Below are 20,966 nucleotides of genomic sequence, written 5' to 3'. Positions count from 1 at the left end.
CGAGGAGAATCATAGTGGACACTGCGAAGTGGTGTGTGGTGCCGAGTGGGGTAAGTGAGCAGTGGGGCACGGTCTTCCTTGCTGCTTTCCGTGAGTGTCGCGGTATCCGTTTGGGTGAGGCATGTCCTCATTGCGGAATTGTTGCCCTACGCCAGTTCTACATTCGCCACCAATTTGTCGACCCGGAATCGTTGTCCGGTGAGCCTGCGTGGATGCGAGAACGCGTGGCCCGTTTGGTCGATGCGGCCGACGGGCTTGAGTGGTGCGCCAACTGTCGGATCTATGACGACATCAAAGACAAGTCGGCACCGTCGTGGTGGCCGGATTCGGTGGCCGGAGTCGAGCGTGGGAGCGCTTACGAGGTGGAAGGTGTCATTGATGTCGTGACGGTTTACCTCGCCGAGCACGGAGATTTCCAGGGGGCCTGAACGGTGTCTACTCGACGATCTACGTGTACTTCTTGGAACCATGCACGAGCCGGGGCACGGGATCTCCTCCATCTTAGGTCTGGCCGAGGTCGGCGAAAAGCGGGTCTCTCACTGTTGCGATACTGTTGTACTGGCTCTCCGACCCGTCGAGCCGTGTTTTCTCTCGGATCGTGGAGAAGATGTCAATGATGTGATTCAGTTAATTGTGCAGCAGAAACAGATGGAATTTGACAACGCAAATGCGGTTATGAAATCGCCGCTTGAAGCGGGTCTTGTCGGTCGTAAAATATGTCGCCGCGATCGTGGCTAATGCTAGCAATGCGGCGGTCGAACATCTACGGGGAATTAAGTCAATCGAGGAGGATCTGTCTGCAGAAATTCATAAATTGAAGTCGATTTGATGATGCTAAGGTCAATTCGGGCGACGACGATGACGACTGAGCTCTGGTTGATTGCGACGGTCAGCTGGCCGAGTCTTGTCCGGTTTACCCTGACCACACCTTCTACGAAGTGCAGGAGCCAGGTGCCGTGCTTGAGGAACGCCAACGCGTAGAACCGCGTGCCGAGCACGGTGTCGCGACGGAGGAAGTCCGCCGCGATGATGCCGTGGGCTTGGGTGGTGGGGAACTCGCGCCAGGTGGAGCCGGAGCGGCATGGTGCCATGTCGATGTCCTGCGTCGTGCAGTATTTGTCAGACCGTCGAGAGGATGATCCGGTGGCCGAGTCTGGCCAGTTCGCCGGGGATGTGGCGGTGCCCCGTCGGGAGTTTTCTCTGGCAATTCGCGGTACGAGCGTCTTGATCGTTGTTCGTGTTGGTGGACGTTCAGTGCGCCGATGTGCGGTGTAGTCCCATTTTCGGGCTATAAGCAGGAGGTGCCAGGCGAGCAGGGTGCCCGGCGTGACTGGGAAGGTCTTCGGCCAGTAGCGACGATCCACCAAACCGGACAGGGCGGCGAACCAGAATCGGTCAGCGGGTACATAGCGGATCGGACTCTTCGGTTGCCGTGATGTGTCATGAGTTCTGACCGTGCACGAGGTTGTTAGTCGCGTGGCGTGCAGAGAAAGTCGTTGCCGATCGCCAGGACGACTGCCGGTTCGATCCGGGCGAGGACATCGAGCGTCGCAATCCACTCGCCCGTGCGCAACGTCGAGGTGATGAGGGCGCGTGCTTCGGAAGCAGTACTCCGAGCCGCGATCGCGACCTGTGCACGAGCTCGCAGGTCCGGTTCGCAGATGGTGTCGGCCAACACGCGCGCCTTCCGCGCATCCCCAGCCACAATGGACACCAGCTCTGCCGTGGCTCGGGCGCGCCAGTGAGGGACCGCGATGGACCTAGCCAATGCTTCGGCCCGTGTGAGGCCGCCTGTCACGGCCACGGCCGTGACGATTTCGGTCAACGCCATCGCTTTCCGTGCGGTGAAGGCGATCGTTGAGCAGACGGCTTCCGCCTCCTCCGCGAACCGCGACGCCGCGGCGTGGTCACCTCGGGAGGCCGCCGTGACGGCCAATTCCGCCAGTGCCCTGGTCCGCCAACGCGGGTCGGTGATCCCATCGGTAACGGCTCTGGCGCGCACCCCGTCCCCACCGCAAGCTAGCGCCTTGACCACCGCGGGCAACGCCGACGCTTGCAGGTCGTCGTCGGCGATCGTTGCCGCGACGGCCTCGGCTCGGGCAACATCGCCCTGACCACCTGCCGTATTGCCTTCCACCGCTGCGCGCCTCGTCGGAGCCGCAGGGCGAGCGTTTCGGCAAGGGATAGTTTGTTCGATTCGATGGCGTCCGCCACCGATTCGGGCGTTGCCTTGTGTTGCTGCTTCCTCCGCCTGAGGTTGTCCGTGTCGGAACTCCGTTCGACACCTAGAGCGTGGATGCGGTCCATTTCCTGATTGCCTGGTTCGGCGACTCCGGGTGCTGCCCCCTCCCCGATGGGTGGCTGGCTGGCCGCGTGCGCGAGTGGTGCCGAACCCTGTACACCACTGATCGACGCCACGGAGTTCAAGGCCCGCATTCGCTGGACCGGATCCGGCAGGGACCCAGCTAGTGCTTCAGCTCTGGCGTGATGCCCGAGGTGAGCCCATACCTCGGGAAGCTCCGGAGGTATCAGGAAGTTGCGGTCGTTCAATTCGGCCCGGTAGATCACCAGTCGGATCATTGCGAGTAGGTCTGGTTCCTCCTGAGCGCTCACGACGTCCTGGGCGGCGACGATCTCGGTAAGGGCGGCACTGTCGCCGCCGGTCAGGTCAAGCATTCGCTCGTGGCGAGCCCGGTCCCGGTCGAGCGCGCATCCCACCAGGCGCGAGGTCTCATTGAGCTCGCGCAGTAGCCCGAAATAGCCCCGCAGCAGGTACTCCGGGGTCCCGATCGGCCGCCCCCGCTCCCGGTGCCGGTCAGCCCAGAGGTGCAACCGCTGGCGGAGGTCGGCCATCCGCGCTTCGCCCATCATCCGGATCGCATCCTGTTGGAGCTGCTCGTGGGCCAGCAGATAGACGGACGGCGTGCTGTCCGGCCTCCAGTGGGCGGCTCGATGGCTGAACGTTCGGCCGGAGACCGCCCGGAGGTGCTCCTCGACCTCCCATTCCGGCCAACCGGTCAGCTCGGTGAGGTCTCGACTGCTCAGGCCGCCGCCCGCCGCCGCCACCAGGCCCAGCAGATCCCGTTCCGCGGGCGTGCCCCGCAGCAGGTGACCGAGTTCGCGCTGGGCGTCCACCCGCACCACTTCGGCGTGCTCCGAGCGTTGCAGGCGTCGAACCACTTGCGGCACGTCGGTGGGGATCGGCGGATCGGGTCGCCCCGCGATCACGATCCGCAGGCCGCCGGGCGGACGGCTCGGGTGGAGTGCGGCGATGCTGTGGCCTTCCGGCCCTACGGTCACGCCGCGGTCCTCGTCGAGACCGTCCACCACGAGGATGAGCCGTTCACCGCGTTCCTGGCAGGTGGTCGCGGCCTGGGCCAACAACCTGAGCAGGTGCGCGTCCCGAGTGGCATCGGTGAGCAGTTCGGGCAGCGACTGCCCCAGAAGCTCGGCAAGCTGTTCCAGGACGACTTCGGCGAAGGCGGTTTTGTTGTTCTGGCCGGACAGCCGGGACGTGACGAAGAAGGACACGATTCGAGCATCCGGTGGTGGGTGCAGCACGAACCAGGACATCAACGCGGACTTCCCGGCCCACGCTGATGCCTGCCACCACGTGTAGGACGCGTCGTGGTCGTCGCTCGCGCACCACGTAGCCAGCTCGGTCAGTTCCTCGTCCCGGTCGTACAGGCTCTCCGGCGCCAAACGGCCGACCTGTTCGAGATACGCGGAACGGACCGCGGACCCCTGGCGCCGCTCATCCTCCCGTGCGTGCAGGTGGACGCCGCCGTGGATGTCCCGTGCCTGCACGATTGCCCCGCTGGCGTCGATCGCGACTTGCGCGTCTCCGAGGCGGCTCCGGCCGCACACTCGGCGTGCAACCGCCGCCAGTGGCGGCGGTCCGCCAACGGGCCGGCCACTGTGCTGGACGTCTTCTCGGCGTGGGCGAGGCATGCCTGGACGAAGGTCAGCACCGTTCGCCAGGAGGGCACTCGCGACGAATTCAGCCTGCGCAGGTCGTGGAGAGTGCTCCTGGGCAGTCGGCCGCCCTGTTCGCGAGCGAGATCGGCCAGCGTCGAGGCCGACGGACTGCCGACTGCGACGTCCAGGTCTCGCAGCGCGAGCCGCAACCTGCTTGACGAGGTCATTCACCCCATCCTCCTAGCCGGGGGCTCGCGCACGAGGACGACTCACCCACCGGAGCACTGGTGAGGGCTCGCTTGCTGTCGTTGACGTACGGGCTGCACCGCGCCGGGATACCTGTCCTTGGGTCAGCGCGAGGCGCGCGCACCTGACCGACGTCGAGTTCGACGTCGGTCAGGTCGATCGCAGCGATCCCCGTAAACGGACACCCCCGCTGGCGCAGGAACGACATCCTCACCGGCGCCTGGGACGACGCCCTGGGAACACCCCCGCCTGCGAGGGGAAGACCGCGCGCCCACGGGCACGTTGCGCCACACCTTGGGAACACTCCCGCCTGCGCGGGGAAGACCGGCTTGAGCTGCTATGTGGTGGGCGGGTCGAAGCCTTGGTTGGTCGAGGACGAGTTGTGGAAGTTGATCGAGCCGTTGATCCCGGTGCAGCCTCGTCGGTTCCGCAGTCCAGGCTGGAAGCGATTGCCGGACCGGGAGTGCCTGCAAGGGATCTTGTTCGTCCTGCATACCGGCATCGGCTGGGAACACCTGCCCCAGGAGCTCGGGTTCGGGTCGGGGATGACCTGTTGGCAGCGGTTGCGGGATTGGGACGACGCCGAGGTCTGGCAACGCGTGCACGAGGTGATGCTCGCGCGGCTGCGGGGAGCCAATCGGATCGACTGGTCCCGCGCTGTGGTCGACTCGTCGCATGTCAGGGCGTTAAAAGGGGGGAGTGCACCGGGCCGAGCCCGGTCGACCGCAAGCGGGCGGGCTCCAAACACCACCTGATCACCGACTGCGGCGGCATCCCCTGGCCGTGATCCTGACTGGCGGCAACACCGCCGAGATCACCCAAGTGCTGCCCTTGGTCCACGCGGTCCCACCGATCCGCGGCAAACGGGGACGCCCTCGCAGCCGTCCCGACACGGTGTTCGGCGACTTCGCCTACGACAGCCGCCACCACCGCGCGGCGCTGCGGCGTCTGGGAATCATCCCGGTCCTGGCCCGCAAAGGCACCACCCACGGCACCGGCCTGGGCACGATCCGCTGGGTCGTGGAACGCAGAAACTCCTGGCTGCAACAATTCCGCCGCTTGCGCGTCCGGTGGGGACGCCGAGCCGACATCCGCGAGGCCTTACTAGGCCTGGCCTGCGCGTTGATCTGCCACCGACGTCTCAACTCATTCCGATAGGAGCTGTTAGGGTCGACACCGATGATGCGACCGTCTCCGTTGACGATCAACATGCTCAGCGGTGTCTCCCAGGCCTGGGAGAGCGGAGCAAACAGCACCGGATGGACGGTGCGATAGCAAGCCAGTCACTGATACGTTCGTTGCAACTTCGGCGACACGCCAGTCGCCGAACTCTGCTGATCAGTAACTCCGAAGGCATCGTTCGATTCACGGACCCGGCAACGAGTTCGCGTCGATTGAGGGAGATTTCAGTGCGAGTTGCGTTGGCTGGTATCGGGTTTATGGGGCGTGCGCATTCGTTCGCCTGGCGAAACGTTGGTGCGGTGTACGGCTTGCCGGTGGAAATGGCGGCAGTTGCAGGAGGGCCAGAAGACTCCGAGGATGACATAAGGGCTTTCGCGCGTCGTTGGGGTTGGCAGTCGTACACCACAAATTGGCAAGACCTCATTGATGGACCCGCGGAAGTAATTGATGTCTGTGTACCAAACGACATGCATGCTGATATTGCAGTAGCATCGTTAGGCAGGGGAAAGCATGTTCTTTGTGAGAAGCCCATATCAAATACACTGCAAGACGCAGTTCGCATGAATCAAGCCGCTGCTGAAGCTGCCCATCTTGGAGTGTATTCGTCGCTCGCGTTCGTCTACCGCCGGATGCCTGCCGTCAAACTGGCAAAGGAATTGTTGCTTGATGGTCAATTTGGCGAGGTTCGTCATTTCAGTGCTAGGTTCCTCCAGGACTGGCTTGTTGACGAAGGGCGTCCAGCTAGTTGGCGCCTACTTCGGAAGATCTCAGGCTCAGGAGTGATTGGCGATCTCGGTGCCCATCTCATCGATCTAATACTATATTTAACCGAAGATGAACTGACGATTAGCTCAACAAAAGTGCGTCGATTTACGGATGTGCGGCCCTACAAGTCATCTAACTTGGAGATCGACACCGAGGAGTCCGCTGTGAGCATCGGATCCTTGGCCCGTGGAGGTCTGGTAGATCTCCATATGTCACGAGTTGCGGCATCACACAAGGCGGGAATGTCATTCGATATATTCTGCCGCTATGGCCGGATTTCTTATGCGCTTCAGCGGCCAGGTGAGCTAGTTGTCATTAGTGAGGGTGACTCCAATATTGGCGTGGTCGAGCGTACGATACTCGTGACGGAGCGCTCCCATCCTTACCAGGATTTTTGGTGGGAGCCGGGCCAGCCAGTGGGATATGAGAATGCGCATATACACCAGGTAGGAGATTTTCTATCTGCCATTCATCAGCGGCGGTCGCCAGAGCCCTCGTTTGCCGATGGTTTACGGGTGCAACGAATAATGAACGACATGCTCACGCAGGACTCTGTTTGAGCTGGTACCCCCTCCTTGCTCTCAAATCTGGAATCTGCGGTGGCATGAGACAGTCAAATATTCAGGTCGTTGGAACGTTAGCGCTGAACATAGTTCCCCATCTGTTGAAAGAACCTCTCATATCACCAGGAACCTTTGCCGAGGTAGGGTCAGTAGAGTTCCGTCTGGGTGGGCCTGTTGCAAATGTGAGCAGAGTGATGCGGCAGCTTGGATCCTCTGTGCATATGGTTGCCTGCATTGGAGATGATGAACTCGGCGACACCGTCCGGAGGCTCGTACAAAATGAATTCGAATGCACATACAACCTGAGTGTAGTTGCAGGGTGTACGACATCGTACTCGGTTGTCATTCAGGCGCCCGGTGTAGACCGGGCGATCTGGCATCATATTGGCGCTAACGCGACCTTCGATGGCAGTAGCGTTGATCCATGCATGTCAGAGATAATTCATCTTGGCTATCCTGCAATTCTCCCAAAAATTCTAGCTGATGATGCGGCAGGGCTGCGCCGTCTGTTTGACAGTGCGAAAGGCGTCGGCGTGACAACTTCGCTCGATCTGAGTTGTCTAAGCCCACGCTCTTTCGGCACGGGTGTAAACTGGCATAGTCTCATGGGAGATCTACTTCCGCGAGTAGACATAATGAGCCCGAGTTTGGATGACCTCTGCGTGGCTCTAGGGATTTCCGGTGATCCGCCATTGAAATGTGCGGCGCGAGCGGCGGAGTATCTGATAGATTGCGGGGCTGCAGTTGCCATGGTCACGGCGGGCCCTGCTGGGTTTGCATTATGTGCGGGCTCTGAAACGCGGATCGCAGAAAGTCGATTACTTTCTCCGGTAGCGCGTACGTGGGCTGAAACTCGAATGTCGTGCCCGGCAAAGTATGTTTATAATGCCCAAACCGGTGGGGCAGGCGACTCGGCAACGGCTGGCCTCTTGTTTGGGTTGCTGGCTGGCTTACCGCCCCGACACGTGGTAGGACTTGTGGCGAGTATTGCTGGACGATGGGTATCCGGTTCGCGATTTTTTGATCCCTTCGATGAAGTTTTGTATGGATTGAGTTCGTGACTACCGCACTTGGTAGAATCAGCAAATATCTCTATGCTGCTGCCAGGTGCGATCGAGAAATATCTGGAAAAGTTGTCGCGTCAGCAGGCTCCTTTAAAACTATCTACCATTGATTAAATAGGGTCGAGTTCTCTGTCTAGAAGCGCGTTCATGTCACGCCAACCCATGGCAGAGCATCGCTGTAGCTTGCCCTTGTCGATAGTTGACCGGCTAACGAGTTCAGAATGGTCACTTGGCCAGAGAGTCCAGCCACAGAAATCTTCGACTCCATTCTTCCCTTCTAGCATGGCCATGGTCTTATTAAATGAGTCATTTTCGTGTCCGAGATGGTTAAGAATTGATTTTGACTGCCCGCGAGCCATGGCTCGGGCCGCTATTCGATAGAGAACACTTTTAGTGAGTTTTCTGTAGCCTGGATTTCGCGTAAGGATTGTAAGTACCGCCCCAACACCTTCATTGACCGCATGTCGCACAGGGATACCGTGGACGGTTCCACCATCAACGTACAGGCTTTCGCCAATTAGGACCTTCTTGTTGTAGAGGCCTGGAATGGCCACCGATGCACGCATGACCTCATAGAAGTCATCGCCAAGGCTGCGGTTAGTGAATATTTCTTCCTCGCCTGTATCCGCGTTCGCCACGACTACTTTCAATAGAGTATTCGAATTTCTGAGAACCTCCAGGTTTAGTGGAAGATTTTGTTTCATGACCACGTCTATCAGGTAGTCGACGTCGACGATTTTGTTGAGACGCCATCGGTTTACGAACCTATGTGAGGCGAGTTGCTCAACGTAGAGCCTAAGCGCTTCTTGCACTTGCCCGGCTAGAAAGTAGGCTCCATTGATCGCGCCGGCGCTAGTGCCCACGACTACCGCGAAGGCATCGCGCAGACCTGCATCTTCCAGCGCTGCGAGTGCTCCCATGGAATAGATGCCCCGCATCCCGCCAGCCTGCATGACGAGAGCGAGCCGTTCGCTACGGGGGCGAGTGATAAATTCTCCGACTGTAGTCAACTTAGCTTCCCGATCAGTCTAAGGTACGGGCTTTAAATAACAATTAGAGGGCGACACCTGAACGTGACCGTGCCATTAATCCGAGTAGCTGCGAGACGCCTTTACGTTGGACGTGTAGTGGAGACATTGCAGAGCAGGTATAGACCATGAAAGCTGAAAATAGGCAGCTAAAATAGACCCAAATCTGTGCGTCTGCAGGTGTCTTTACGTAACGTAGACTCACCCAAAGTCCAATTGCTCCAAGAGTGGACAGGAATAATAGGTTCGTGGTAGCTACAATGCCTAAGCGGCCGAAACGTACTTTTGCCGTGTTGTTCAGGTTGCGAATTTTTGCTATTGAAATGAGCTTGAGTCCGATCACAAGCCCGCCCCAGCCAATCGCCAATAGCCACACGTAGGGTACTAGTATGCTTGCGAGCGAGCCTAAGGCTAGGTTCACGATTGTAAATCGAGAGAAAAGCCGTTGTGCTGATGTTTCATCTAAGCATGAAAAGAATCGATCGTAGAAGAGTGCACCGTAGATTGCCCAGGCCAAATGCGCTATATAGGTCGGCAAGTAGGTGATATCGAACAGAGAATTAACCCAGAGGAGTTGCGGCGTCAACCCGGTTGCTACTTGTGGCCATGGCAGGCTGAAATGAAGCAGTCGTACAGTCATAACGAACACAAGTGGGATCATTATCGCCAGGGCGAACTTGCCGCGACGCGGTTCACTTCTATGACTCCGGGGAAGGACGTGCGTGCTCATGCTCGGCTTGTCGCCCTGGAAGTGATATAAAACATTATCTCGCTCGGTTGGATCAAGTTCTGAACCACTTTTTTGGTGAAAGTATACGGCAAGGTAGTCGTGTGCCAGTTCGTATCGAGCCGTCGGTTGTTCTACCACCAGCCGCCGCAGTACAAGATACTCAAGTGCTTTACGGACCTTTTCAGGCTCTTCAAATACTCTATCGAGAAGCTCGCCAAGCGATTCTTGCTGCCGGAAGTTTGTGTGGACTGAAAGTGCGCATAGAACCTTCATCGTCACTCGAGGATCAGGCGCGTCGTGCAAAACTCCGTCGAAATATGAGTTTATTGCGCCTTCGACACCACCTAGTTCGATTTCAAGATATCTCTCATCGATCGATTTGCCGAGGAGTTGTTCGCGCTCAATCGTTGCGCCAATAATTTGTGCCTCAAGCATTAGAAGATTGCCCGAGCTTCCGCGCCCAAGGGCGGTGATGACCGATTCTACGGTTCTATCGGCACGGACGACTTTTTCCAGCCGTGCAGCCAGGGCAACTCTGGTTACATCCGATGTCTCATCAACCTGCGGGCCAAAAATGGTTACGCACTCGGAGGGGCCGGGAACAATATCTCCTAAACATCGCAGATCGTAATACCACTCGCTTCGAACAGAAATGACGAACCGGCAACTTTGATGCTTTACGGAGCCTTGTATGCAAGATCTGAGCCATTTTTGTTCCGCAATTCTTTTGCCCGAGTCTAAGCGTCTTAGGTGCGCCAGGTATTGCTCAAACTGGTCCAGCACTATCACCGGTGAATTCGCGCGCCTCCGCGCTGTAGCGATCTTTTTCTTGCTTGCATTTTTTGTCAACTCCGCTTGGAGATTTGTCAGTTTGGCGCGAAGTCCCGAGTATTCGTCGATGTAATGGTAGGAAATGGAGCTCGAATACATTTCTTCCTGCAATATTCGACGTAGTAGTACTGTCTTTCCTGCGCCGCTTGGTCCCACCACGACAGGCAGCACGGTTGATGACTTGTTGAGCGCCTGAAGTATGTTGTCGATTTCTAGAGGGCGAGGCCAGACATCCAGGATTGAAGTTTCAATGAAGGGTTGGAATGTTCTATTTGGTGGTAAATTTGGAGGTTTTTGCTGTCGCAACTGTGAGTATGCCAGTACTCCGAGTGCAATGAAGAATGCCCCATAGACTGCAGTTGTCGGCCAAGAGCGATTGCTTACGGCCTGTCCGAGAGTGCCAAACATGGGTATTAGAGCCAGTGTGAATCCAATGTATGCTGTGATAGCGAGCGGTTCCTGCGCACGTGTGCCGCGCAGAAATCTATCTCGTAGATGCGATCGCACGTATCTCCACTTTCTGTGAAGTTCCTAGCGCTACATACTGGACGTATATGAAGTTTAGGTGTGTGAGGCATGCTTCGCACTGGGTCATGCCTGGACGCCTGCTTGCGGCCCGAGGAGTGACGTCCAGGTTCGCGTAGATGCATCGGCTCATGCTTCTAGCGGCGAAAGCTAGTGGATTTGCTAGGCACCCCTCCTGTCGCGCAGTTGGCTGAAGGGCTAGACGTTGTAACGATCCTGGGGTGCGGTACAACGTACCCATCTGATCGCTCTCGGTGGCGAGATTGTTTCGGTCGCCAGGCTGGTGATGTGTCGTGCAACGGTGGCTGGGACGGGTCGATCGCGAAGCCAGTTTTGGGCTAGGCTCGCGCGTTGCGTCAGCGGATATAGGCGCCGATGACGGCGTTCTGTTCAGTGTGATCGCGGTGGTCGGTGTCGTTGAAGGCGAAGTAGCACAGCGCGGCGAACTCGGCCTCGATCCAGTTGAGCCAGGATCCGTAGGTCGGCAGGAACACCAACTCGACGTCATTGGCCGCTGCCAGGCACGGACGGTGGGGTAGCGGTGCGGTGAGAAGCTGTCCCTGGTCAGGGACAGCTTCTCACCGGGACACCGGTGCTTCAGGGACTTGAGCAGGTCGAGAAACTTGCGGTGTCGTTTGTGTGGGCGGATCCAGTAGACGATCCGGTCAGTGGTCAGATCGGGGGCGGCGAGCATGTACATGATACCGTCGTTGCGGTTGTAGGTCGCTCGTAATTGTCTGTGACTGGCCTGCGGTCGCCAAGCTTTTCCATTGCGGGCATCAGGTTCAGCGGTCCGAATCCGTCGACACAGATCACCCACCCGCCGCAGGGATGCCGGCCGTACAGGTCGAGGATCTGATGCATTTGGCCAGAAAGTCCGGGTCGGTCGAGGCCTTCCACGTGGTCTTAGTCTGCCAGGAGACACCCCTGTCATGCAGGATCCGACGCAAGGTCTCCCGCCTGCGTGTGGAAGGCAGTTGGTAGGCGGCCGAGTGCCGCAGCCGCCAGGGAACACTCCCGCCTTCGGGGAAGACAAGAAGACCCAGGGTTCGCCACGGTCGCGCTCGCGGAGGAGGGACCACCCCTCCGCCTGCGTAGGGAAGACGCGTTGCTGTAGCCCTCGTCGAACGAATAGGCGGGACCACCCCACCTGCGCGGGGAAGACGCGCTCGCGCTCGGCTTGGCGGAGGACGCCGCGGGAACACCCCTGCCTATGTGGGGAAGGCACCGGAGCTGGCGGCACCGGCGGCTCGTTCTCGGGACCACCCCCGCCTGCGCGGGGAAGACAGCGCGAGTGCGTTCGCGGTGGTGAAGCCTTCGGGACCACCCCCGCCTGCGCGGGGAAGACCGGAACTTGCTGGTCGCGATGGGCTTCCCTGCGGGACCACCCCCGCCTGCGCGGGGAAGACGTGAGCCCGCCGAATGCGGGGATGGCGTGCTTGGGACCACCCCCGCCTGCGCGGGGAAGACACTTGTTGACCAGCGCGTTTACCGGCAACTTGCCGGTTTTAGCATGGGTTTGGCTCGGCTGGGTGTCCCAGATGGGTCGCGGCGGCGTTGATCGTGATGTTTTTTGGCTTGTTGGCTTGTGTGCGGTGGTACTAGACCTTTAAGCAGGGTCGAGCGTACCTGTTGGCAATGGCCTTCGGCGTTCCATCACCAGTGGGACCCGCGCTTCGATGACCAGCGGTTTTGTGTCGCAGCGAGGCGTGTGGGGGCGTGTTGGTCGTGCTGGGTGTACGGGTTGATTGCTTGTGTGCATCCCGTACGAGCCGGACCGGGGACACGTGCGGGGTCATTGTGGGGTTTGGATCGGTTGGCGACGGTTGACGCGATCGGTGTTCGTGGTTTTCGAGGTTGTTGAGTGTCATCGTCATTCATCGGTTCGATAACCAACGTGAAATCCAACCCTGGAAAAGTCGAGGGGGCAGGAACGTTAACTGCTTCGCTGGGGGGCGGCTGGAGTGGAGTAGTGGGCAGGTGGCCGGTGCGCAGCAGCAGGATTAGGGCGGTGGTGCCGGTCGCGCCGATTCCGGCGAGGGCGGCCCAGACGAGCCAGGGTGCGTTTTGTGCCTGGCCCGCGTCCCAGGCCGCGCCGGTGGTGAGGCTGCCCAAGGTGGTGCCGATGCCGGTCAGCGGGTTGTAGAAGCCGTAGTGGGTGGCCGCGAGTTGGCCGTTGGAGAGGGTGACGATGGTGTCCATCTCGGAAGGGGTAGGTCAGCGCCGCTGGAGTCAGCGCCAGAGCTGTGGAGGTCAGATTCGAGGGTTGAACAGGGGCCCGGCAAGGCCACTGGCCGACGAGGCGGCCAGCAGGGCGGGCAGGTCGTCGACCAGGCCGAGCAGGGCGAATCCGCCGGTGTGCAGCAGGCAGCCCGCGATGATCATCGGTTAGTAGCCCAGTCGGTCCGCCAGCGTGCCGCCGAGCGGGAACAGGCCCTGCTGGCTGAGCGTGCGCACGCCCAGCACCAGTCCCACCGTCCAGGCGGCCATGCCGAGTCCTGCGGACAGGTGGTTGGCCAGGTAGGGCATGAGCATGTAGAAGCCGAGGTTGATGCCGAACTGGTTGACCGCCAGCAGCCGCGCGCTGCCGGGCAGTGATCGCACCTGGCTCCACGTGCTGGTCATCGCCGGGCTCCCAGGTGCTCCAGCGTCGGGTCGACCACGGTGGCGCATCGCGTCCAGCGCCGTGCCACTCGCTCGCCAGGGTGCGTGATCTGTTCGGGGTCGCGGTCGGGTTCAGCTGGCAGAACCGCATCTTCTGGGAGAGCACCCGATCCCGACTTCGACTGGACGCGGCCACGGGCGGATTTCACCCTGTGGCGCCGGTGAAATCCGCTTGGACCACCTCGGTGATGGTCGCGTCGCTCAAATCCGCGCCGACCAAGGTCACCCCGCTCCGGTACGTGCGGGTCAAGGAATGGGGGAAGCTTCCGGTGGCGACGCGGTGGTCGAACGTCATGGTTTTGATGACATCGGGGCCGGGTCTTGGAGTGTTCAACTCGCTTCACGTGATCGGGTGAGTCGACACCCTTTCTGGTGTGAACCGTGCCTGGAAGGGCTCATGGGGTACCGCCCCGTACCTGGTGACGGAGGCTCAGCGTGTTCGAGAGGTCGACGCAACCAGCCGCGGGGCAACGGTTTCGTTTCGCCGCTTCGCACAGAACAAGGTCATCCTCAGCCCGGCCTAGTCGAGGTCGGCCACGGCGCGAGCGGCGCGGAGAGTCGTGGTCCTGAGGCGGGTGGCCGCGAGGGTGGGGCCCAGCCAGCGGCGCAGCGTCTCGGCGGTGTCGGAGTAGCCCTGGGAGCGCAGCGCCTCGTAGCGGCGAGGGGTGAAGTCCAGTAGACCCGCGATGGTCTTGCCTGCCGGGGTCAGGGGAGTGGTCGGGCGGATCTCCACCACGTGGCGGTCGGAGCCGTGGTCCCAGCGCAGGCCCGTGGCCAGGTGCACCACCATGATCGGGTTGGCGTCGGTGTGCTCTAGCAGCGGCCCGACCGGTGTGTTGTCGGCGTACCCGCCATCTCGATAGGCGTGGCCGTCATGGTGCACGGGGGTGAACACGACCGGGAGCGCCGCGCTCGCCAGCACCGCGGTTCGCACCTCGATGGCCTTTCGGTCGTGCAGCGGCAACCAATGGCATCGAGTGCCCGCCTTCGCTCGCACCCAGTCCAGCACCCACGCCGCGGGTTCTGACGTCATCGGTGGATGGAGTGTTGGAAACGCTGCTACCCATGCCGGCTTCCGCGCGCGCCCGACGTGGCGCGCCACAAGGTCGGCCAGGAATCCCGGCTTCACGACCGGACTCCGCATCCCTGCCAGGATCGACTGCACCCGCTGGAGGTCCGCCGCGTTCGCCGGTCTCCGCACCCCGGTTTCCTCGACGAACGGCGTGGTGGCCGTCATGACCTCCTGCCACGCTGTCGCGAGCGCACGGGCTCCCGATCGCAGGTCGTCGTGCGAGGCGAGTACCGCGGCGTTGAGCGCGCCGATGCTCGTACCCGACAGCGAGGTCACGGCGATGCCCGCATCAGCAAGGCACTCCACCACACCGACCTGGTAGCCGCCTTTCGATCCTCCTCCCGCCAGCACCAATCCCATCGGCGGCAGCGGACCGTCCTGTGGAGGATCCGGAAGCTCTTCGGGCGTCGGCGCCGCGAGCAACGGTGGACGGTTGGCGATGGCGGACGCCTCGTGCGCGAACCTCGTCAGGTCATCGTTCATGGCAGGGCCGCGGCGAACTGCTCGTCGACCAACCAGGTCGCGACATCCACGGCCGTGGCCGAGTGCGAAGGCCGACCCCGTCGACTCCGCACCAAGCTCAGCGCGGTCCGGCCGGGTTCCGCCAAGCGCGCGGGTGACGGCAACGCGGCCAACTCCAACGCCAGCACCACCGCTTCGGTCATCGGCCCGATCCGCAGTTCCGGCTCGAGCAACCACGTCGTGACTTCCGCGGCGTTCTTCGAGTCGACCGCGGCGACCATCTCGTCCAGGTAGGTGTGCGTTCCCGCTAGACCGGCCGGGCGCCCGCCCACCAGCCGCGCGATCATCGCGGACCGGTCACGCGGCCCGTCCACCCGATGCGCACGCCCGTACGGCCCGGCGAGGACCTCCCGCGCGATCAGGACGACCTGGCACAACCACGGCAGCCGTCGATAGGTCAGGCCTGTGCTCCACCGACCCAGGGTTCGCTCGAAGGCGTCCGCGGCGTCGACCGCGCGTTCCAGGCGGGCCACCCGGTTCTCGGTCGCCCGCAACCGCCGTTCGCAGGCGGCGGCGAACTCCGAGACGACGGTGGCCAAGTGGCGCAGTTCGGCGTCGGTCTGCCGAACTCCGTCGTAGGCGGCCTGGGCCAGGTCGCGCACCTGCTTCACGTGCCGTGCCACCCGTTCCAGCCCGTAGGCGGTCACCGATGTCGCGTTGGCGACCTGGACGATCCAGGAGAGCAGGTCCTCCTGGTTGGTCGTCAGAGCGCCGATCGACCGCAACTGCCGGTCCCGGTCGGCGCCGACCAGAGCGCTGAACACCCGACTCGCGCCGGTCTCGGCCGCGCGGTGACGGGTCAGGTCGTGGACGACCCCGATGCGGTTGGCGACCTCGACGAGAACCCGGTCCGACAGCAGCGGCACATCGGCGGTGAGCGTGCGCGCCTGGGCGGAGTAGGGGTCCAGTTCGGTGCTCACCGGGCACTCAGGTGCTCGAGGTAGCCGGACAGGCGGGTTCGCAAGTCCGTCACCCGCTGCTCGACCTCACGCCCTCCGTTGACCAGCCGAGCACGCTTGTCCTCGGCCTGAGCCTGCAGCCTGCCGTGTTCGGCGGTGAGCACCTCGGCGTAGTCGATCACGACCTTGTTCACGGAGGTCTGGTAGGCGTCGATCCTTTCGCGAATCGCCGCGTACGTCACCTCCATCTCCCGGGTCAGTTGGCCGACCGCCTCCGTCAGCGCCAAACGCAGTCCGGCGCGGGCTTCCGACAGGTCGGACTTGTACCGGGTGACCGTCTCGGTGAACCCGTACTCGTCGACCTTCTCCTTCTGGTACTCGTCCCAGGCCCACTTGATCTTGATGTGGCCGAGGTCCACACGGCTGATGGTGGGCAGACCCGCCGCGGTGGGGGGAATCGGGATCGCGACGTCCAGGTGAGCGGCGGCCCGTGCCACCAGGTCCTCTGCCGGTCCGTCCTCGTGGACGGTCGACAGGGCGCTGTGGGCGATGTCGAGGAGAAGGGCCTGGTTCTCGTCGAGGATCTGCTGCAGTCGTCGTCTGGGCAACTCGATGGTCTCGGCGACGAATTCCCTGGCCTTGCGCTTGGACTTGAAGCCCTTCTCGTTGCCGCGGACACCGTCTATCAGTGCCTGCGACCGGCTTTGCAGAGCTTCGATCGCCTGATTGGCCGCCGCCGCACGGGCGGCGTCCCGCTTCGTCCGACGCTTGTTCTCCGTCTTGCCCACCTCGTACACGGAGACTATCGCGGTCATGTCGGCCTCGATCGGACCGAGCTGCTCGTCGAGGACCTCCGCGGCGGCGAGCGCTTCGGCCGTGCTGATCCGCACCTGCTCGCCGTACGCGGCCAACCATCCGTCCGCCCGGTTCAGCGCACCGTCCATCAGCGTGGTGAGCAGCGTTGTCCGAGCGGTGTCGACGACCAGTTCCAGCATGCGCGGGATTCCGCTGTCGGCCCACATGCGCTGCGCGGTGAGCACCAGGTGCTCCGCGGTCAGCAGCGTCAACTGCAGTTCGTGGTCCACCGGGTACAACTCGACGGCCAGGTCGCGCACGGTCTGGTCGGTGGACAGGTCGACCGGCCCCTCCTCGACCCGACGAAGGAACCTGGAAGCCAGCAGAGCCCGTCGCGCGGTCGTCTCCACCACTCGGCCCTCGGCGGTGATGCCCAGGTGGTTGCGTGCGAACGCGTCCACCTGCTCGGCGTCCATGTCCTGGGGGCTTCGCCGCTCGTCGACCTTGTTGACCACGCCGAACAGCTTGTGCGCGCCCATGTTCCCGACGATGGGCTCCACCAAGGCGTGCAGGTCGGCGTCGGCGGTGCGGTTCATCGACGTGTAGTCCAGCACCACGACGACCAAATGCGCTTGTTCCAGTTGGCGTACCACGACTTCACCCAGCAGGGTCGCCAACCCGAACTCGTCCGTGCCCGGCGTGTCGACCAGCACCACCCGACCCGCGGTGTTCCCGCTCGCGTACGGCACGTGCACGGACGGGATCAGCCGCCGCCCTGTCACGGTGCCCGCGTCGACCAGTTCGCCGAGCCGGACGACGTCGTTGATCCTGGTCAGCGCGGACCGCACGATCTCGATGCCGCGGTACTCCGCCCGCCACGGCTCCAAGGTCGCCGCCCGGATCCTCTCGAAGAGGTCCGAGAGGTGCGGATACCGGGTCACCGCGTCACCATCCCCGACAGCCACGAGCCCGGTGATCCGCTCCAACTCGGCGACGTCGCTCGAGTCCAGGTGCAGCGCGGTGGTGGCGATCGCCGGATCGAGCACGATCCGAGTCGGCACCGTGGTCATCGCCCCGGCACGACTGGGCAGCACCTCCGCGCCGACCACCGCGTTGAGGATGGTCGACTTGCCCGCGTTCGTCGGCGCCACGACCGGTATGACCAGCTCGGCCTTCCCCAACGCGGCGATGTCCGCCTGGACGGCATCCCGCAGATGCGCGTGCTCCGTGCCGGCGAAGGTGTCCGACACTTCGCGGAGCAGCTCCCGCACGTCGGCGCGAAGGTGCTCGACCAGGTCGGGATCGGTCATGGTCACGGGAATCCCCATCCGCCGCACGGAAAGTTCATCCCTACATTCGCTGGAAGGGTGAAGTCGTTACGGGCAAACACTCTTCCAGCGCCATGACGACGTTCGCCCGTGCTGCGCGGTCGACGCTCGAACTGCTGCTTGCCTCGCTCCGAGCCACTCGCCTCACCTGCACTTCAACTGAGGACGGGCGAGTGATGAGTGCGGCAATCGCGGAGACGTTCGACAGGTCGACTGTCCTTTATCTGACCAGGATTCGGCGAGCTGCGATCAACGAGTGTCCTCTGTCTCGCCGGAGACAACGCTCTGCGCGCCGCGTTCCCGGAGCACGAGAGGTGGGGTGCGTGACGGTCACCTGCGCGCCGACGTCCCGTTGTGGCTGGGCTCGGTGCGACTGCTGGCGGGTGCCGCAACAGCCGGTCGCAGCCTCGAACTCACCTTGGAAAGCGGAAGGATCGGGGTGGGTCTTGAGGTCGAGGTCGATGGTCGGCCAGAAAGTGGCTGCGGCTCGGGGGGAATCACCTGCTTCTAGGTGATCGCGCAAGACGCGTTGGGCGGCGATACGGACCTCGCGTTCCTTGACTCGCTCGTGGTGCACGACGATGGCCGCCTCGTACTCCGGTCCGACCACTGGCTGTGCCGGTTCGTCGGGCATCTCGAACGGCATCCTCAAGTAGGCGCAGAGCACCCGCACCACAGTTGACCGCTGGTCGGCGTTGTCCTGCGCCAACCGCTCTAGCGTGTACTTGGCGAACAACTCGGTCACCCGCCGCGCCAGCTCCAACTCCTGAGTGCGCTGACGTCGCGCGGCGAGGTAGAGCGCGAACAGGCCGCCGCCAACCGTGGTCGGGGCCGCCAGCTTCAACCCGTCCAGGTGCGCAGTGGACTTCTTGTCCTCGTCGAAGAACGTCAAGCGTCCACCCACCGCCACAACAGCGCCGACACCACCACAGCCGTGTCCAGCAACAGCAACGCGACCAGCGGCACGGTCCACCGCGGCAACGGCGCCCGCGCCACGGAGTTCGTCGGGAAGCGCCGATGGCCGTGTGGTCCGCCTCGGTCTGAACACCTTCCCGACCCGGAGCGGATCTTCGACGCCGACTCGGTGCGGTGACGGCAGAATGACCCGATGGCGAACGATCAAGATCCTTACGGGACGTCGAACTCCGTCATCAACCCGTCCGGCACGTCCTTGCAGGCCCGTGATGTGCACGGCGACATCCACATCTTCTCCAGACCCGCGCTGAAACCCCTGCTCTGGGGAGCGTTACCGCTGGCGGTACTCCTGGTCGGGATCTTCCAGTACTCGCGTCCGATCCCGGTGAGCATCCTGACCCCGGTTCACGACGCGCAGGTGGACCGGTGCGTGTCGGTCACCGTCCAGGGGCGGGCCGCTCCGTGGCGCGGTCTCGTTGTCGGCGTGTACGCGCCCTTCCTCAACGTGGTGTACCTCTCCCGCGTGCTCGACGGCACGACGACCGGCATCCCGCTCGCCGTGGGCGGCCGCTCCGACCGCGCTGGCACCCGCTATGACGTCGTCGTGCTGAGTGCCCCCACCGAGTTCCTGGACGAGCTGCGCCAAGCCGCCGAGCCCAGGCCGTTCACGGCCGCCGAACTCGCCGAGCGGGACGTGACGCGGGAGGGCAAGATCACCGTCGTGCGCAAGGGACCTGATCCCGACCAGTGCTGACCAGACGGACGTCCGCTCCGATCGTTGCTACGACCCCGCGAGGAACGCGAGGAGTTCGGTGGTCACGAAGTTCGGGTTTTCCTCGGGTAGCCAGTGTCCGGAGTGGGGGACCTCGATGGCGCGTTGGATGTTCGTGGCCAGCGGTTCTAGGGTTGGGCGGGTGGAGGTCAGGGTGCCTTCGGCCGTCATGAGCATTGTCGGGACGTCGGTGGGTCGGGCCGTGATGTTGTCCTGCTCGTCCTGGTCCAGGGTGCGGTAGAGCTCGAAGCCGCCCTTGAGCACTTGGGGGCGCTGGTAGGTCCTGGTGAACTCGTCGATCTGCTTGTCGGTGAACGGCGGCGGCGCCCCTGCGCCGCCGTAGGCGAGGCCACCGTAGGCCACCCGCGGGTAGAACAGTGCCAGGTACTCCCGCACGTCGTCGTCGACCAGCGCCTCCGGCACGTCCTTCTGGCTGTGGAAAGCCAGGTGCCAGCTGAACGTCCGATAGGTGGCGGCGCTCAGCGCGGGGCCGGGCACCGGGTAGTCCAGGTGCGCGTAGCGGGCGACCTCGCCGGGGAACTGGGAGGCGTACTGCACCCCCACCCCGGCGCCGAGGTCGTGTGCCACGAGTCGGATGTCGGTCAGCCCAAGCTGGTCGACGAGGAGGCCGTGGACGTAGCGGGCGAGGGTGCGCTTGTCGTAGCCGCTCGGCGATCCGGTGCTGTCGCCGAGCCCCGGCAGGTCGAGCGCGTACACCGTGTACTGCTCGGCCAGTTGCGGCATGATGCCGCGCCACTCGTACCAGGACTGCGGCCAGCCGTGCAGCAGGACGAGCGGCTTGCCCGTTCCGCCCTTGACGTAGTGCATCCGCACGCCGTCGACGTCGGCGAACTCGTGCGTGAACCGGCGGTTGAACTCGGTGTCCGCGCGGGTCGCCGAGTCGAACGATGCCGTGCCGTCGGGTGGCGCGGGGCTCGTCGTGCACCCCAGCGCACCCAGCAGGACCGCCACCGCTACGACCCACCCGCGGGGTCGTGTCATCTGCCTGGACATCAGGCCTCACCTCCGGGGCGGAGTCTGTTGCCGGACGAGAACGACCGGCAATTCCTGTTGCCGATCGGCAAGACGCGGGGGAGACCATCGCGCGGCGTCGACGTGGACACGGGGTCGGTGTCGGTGAAGATCG

The 20,966-nt window shown here is 62.7% G+C and carries 18 protein-coding genes, 2 pseudogenes and 1 CRISPR repeat array; of the genes and pseudogenes, 7 read left to right on the top strand and 13 right to left on the bottom strand.

Annotated features, from left to right (window positions below; translation table 11 throughout):
- The first annotated feature begins 14 nt into the window (after positions 1–14).
- Positions 15–428, top strand: coding sequence for a hypothetical protein (locus ACFWW9_RS02375; RefSeq protein WP_390370591.1), 414 nt, complete (start codon positions 15–17; stop codon positions 426–428).
- 345 nt (positions 429–773) lie between these two features.
- On the opposite strand, the gene ACFWW9_RS02370 is transcribed toward ACFWW9_RS02375, so the two are convergent.
- The 3 genes from ACFWW9_RS02370 to ACFWW9_RS02360 form a co-directional block, all read right to left on the bottom strand.
- Positions 774–1,364: a hypothetical protein gene (locus ACFWW9_RS02370; RefSeq protein ID WP_390370590.1), complete on the bottom strand. Its 591-nt coding sequence runs from the start codon at positions 1,362–1,364 to the stop codon at positions 774–776.
- Between the two features lie 104 nt (positions 1,365–1,468).
- The gene (locus ACFWW9_RS02365) at positions 1,469–2,002 is read right to left on the bottom strand and encodes a hypothetical protein (RefSeq protein WP_390370589.1); all 534 of its coding nucleotides are present in this window, start codon (positions 2,000–2,002) and stop codon (positions 1,469–1,471) included.
- A 17-nt stretch (positions 2,003–2,019) separates the two neighbouring features.
- Positions 2,020–3,807: a hypothetical protein gene (locus ACFWW9_RS02360; RefSeq protein WP_390370587.1), complete on the bottom strand. Its 1,788-nt coding sequence runs from the start codon at positions 3,805–3,807 to the stop codon at positions 2,020–2,022.
- A 701-nt stretch (positions 3,808–4,508) separates the two neighbouring features.
- Between ACFWW9_RS02360 and ACFWW9_RS02355 the strand changes: the two are divergent.
- The 3 genes and pseudogenes from ACFWW9_RS02355 (at position 4,509) to ACFWW9_RS02345 (ending at position 7,735) form a co-directional block, all read left to right on the top strand.
- A pseudogene (locus ACFWW9_RS02355) lies at positions 4,509–5,322 on the top strand (IS5 family transposase).
- A gap of 251 nt (positions 5,323–5,573) precedes the next feature.
- On the top strand, positions 5,574–6,671 hold the full coding sequence (locus tag ACFWW9_RS02350; protein WP_390370586.1) for a Gfo/Idh/MocA family protein: 1,098 nt from the start codon (positions 5,574–5,576) through the stop codon (positions 6,669–6,671).
- A gap of 44 nt (positions 6,672–6,715) precedes the next feature.
- Positions 6,716–7,735 carry a carbohydrate kinase family protein gene (locus tag ACFWW9_RS02345; RefSeq protein WP_390370585.1) on the top strand — a complete coding sequence of 340 codons (1,020 nt, stop codon included), beginning with the start codon at positions 6,716–6,718 and terminating at the stop codon, positions 7,733–7,735.
- Positions 7,736–7,848: 113 nt separating this feature from the next.
- Here ACFWW9_RS02345 and ACFWW9_RS02340 read toward each other — a convergent pair whose 3' ends face one another.
- From ACFWW9_RS02340 to ACFWW9_RS02320, 5 genes and pseudogenes are all read right to left on the bottom strand, one after another.
- Positions 7,849–8,691 (bottom strand): patatin-like phospholipase family protein, encoded by an 843-nt coding sequence (locus ACFWW9_RS02340; protein ID WP_390370584.1) that lies wholly within the window; start codon positions 8,689–8,691, stop codon positions 7,849–7,851.
- Positions 8,692–8,791: 100 nt separating this feature from the next.
- Positions 8,792–10,735, bottom strand: a complete 1,944-nt coding sequence (locus ACFWW9_RS02335; RefSeq protein WP_390370583.1) for an ATP-binding protein — start codon at positions 10,733–10,735, stop codon at positions 8,792–8,794.
- Positions 10,736–11,208: 473 nt separating this feature from the next.
- Positions 11,209–11,346 carry a hypothetical protein gene (locus ACFWW9_RS02330; protein ID WP_390370582.1) on the bottom strand — a complete coding sequence of 46 codons (138 nt, stop codon included), beginning with the start codon at positions 11,344–11,346 and terminating at the stop codon, positions 11,209–11,211.
- Between the two features lie 582 nt (positions 11,347–11,928).
- A CRISPR array of direct repeats spans positions 11,929–12,322; the repeat unit is 29 nt; unit sequence GGGACCACCCCCGCCTGCGCGGGGAAGAC.
- A gap of 186 nt (positions 12,323–12,508) precedes the next feature.
- Positions 12,509–13,054: a hypothetical protein gene (locus ACFWW9_RS02325; protein ID WP_390370581.1), complete on the bottom strand. Its 546-nt coding sequence runs from the start codon at positions 13,052–13,054 to the stop codon at positions 12,509–12,511.
- Positions 13,055–13,108: 54 nt separating this feature from the next.
- Positions 13,109–13,477: pseudogene (locus ACFWW9_RS02320) on the bottom strand (MFS transporter); the annotation flags it as partial.
- Positions 13,478–13,557: 80 nt separating this feature from the next.
- On the opposite strand from ACFWW9_RS02320, the gene ACFWW9_RS02315 reads away from it, so the two are divergent.
- On the top strand, positions 13,558–13,872 hold the full coding sequence (locus ACFWW9_RS02315; RefSeq protein WP_390370580.1) for a hypothetical protein: 315 nt from the start codon (positions 13,558–13,560) through the stop codon (positions 13,870–13,872).
- Between the two features lie 164 nt (positions 13,873–14,036).
- Here ACFWW9_RS02315 and ACFWW9_RS02310 read toward each other — a convergent pair whose 3' ends face one another.
- The 4 genes from ACFWW9_RS02310 to ACFWW9_RS02295 all read right to left on the bottom strand — a co-directional run bounded on the left by ACFWW9_RS02310 (position 14,037) and on the right by ACFWW9_RS02295 (position 19,024).
- Positions 14,037–15,011 carry a patatin-like phospholipase family protein gene (locus ACFWW9_RS02310; RefSeq protein WP_390370579.1) on the bottom strand — a complete coding sequence of 325 codons (975 nt, stop codon included), beginning with the start codon at positions 15,009–15,011 and terminating at the stop codon, positions 14,037–14,039.
- 56 nt (positions 15,012–15,067) lie between these two features.
- Positions 15,068–16,030, bottom strand: a complete 963-nt coding sequence (locus ACFWW9_RS02305) for a diguanylate cyclase regulator RdcB family protein (protein ID WP_390370578.1) — start codon at positions 16,028–16,030, stop codon at positions 15,068–15,070.
- Positions 16,027–18,114 carry a dynamin family protein gene (locus ACFWW9_RS02300; protein ID WP_390370577.1) on the bottom strand — a complete coding sequence of 696 codons (2,088 nt, stop codon included), beginning with the start codon at positions 18,112–18,114 and terminating at the stop codon, positions 16,027–16,029. Before ACFWW9_RS02300 ends, ACFWW9_RS02305 begins: the two co-directional genes overlap by 4 nt.
- A gap of 238 nt (positions 18,115–18,352) precedes the next feature.
- Positions 18,353–19,024, bottom strand: a complete 672-nt coding sequence (locus ACFWW9_RS02295) for a hypothetical protein (RefSeq protein WP_390370576.1) — start codon at positions 19,022–19,024, stop codon at positions 18,353–18,355.
- A gap of 42 nt (positions 19,025–19,066) precedes the next feature.
- On the opposite strand from ACFWW9_RS02295, the gene ACFWW9_RS02290 reads away from it, so the two are divergent.
- Together ACFWW9_RS02290 and ACFWW9_RS02285 are read left to right on the top strand one after the other, a co-directional pair.
- Positions 19,067–19,225 carry a hypothetical protein gene (locus ACFWW9_RS02290; RefSeq protein ID WP_390370575.1) on the top strand — a complete coding sequence of 53 codons (159 nt, stop codon included), beginning with the start codon at positions 19,067–19,069 and terminating at the stop codon, positions 19,223–19,225.
- A 15-nt stretch (positions 19,226–19,240) separates the two neighbouring features.
- Positions 19,241–19,801, top strand: coding sequence for a hypothetical protein (locus tag ACFWW9_RS02285; RefSeq protein ID WP_390370574.1), 561 nt, complete (start codon positions 19,241–19,243; stop codon positions 19,799–19,801).
- Positions 19,802–19,828: 27 nt separating this feature from the next.
- Here the strand turns inward: ACFWW9_RS02285 and ACFWW9_RS02280 are convergent, their stop codons facing one another.
- Positions 19,829–20,833, bottom strand: a complete 1,005-nt coding sequence (locus ACFWW9_RS02280) for an alpha/beta fold hydrolase (RefSeq protein WP_390370573.1) — start codon at positions 20,831–20,833, stop codon at positions 19,829–19,831.
- Positions 20,834–20,966: the final 133 nt, after the last annotated feature.

Source organism: Umezawaea sp. NPDC059074, assembly GCF_042738955.1.
Taxonomy (GTDB): Bacteria; Actinomycetota; Actinomycetes; order Mycobacteriales; family Pseudonocardiaceae; genus Umezawaea.
The sequence above is the reverse complement of the archived record's forward strand: the minus strand, read 5'-3'. Positions and strand labels throughout refer to the sequence as shown.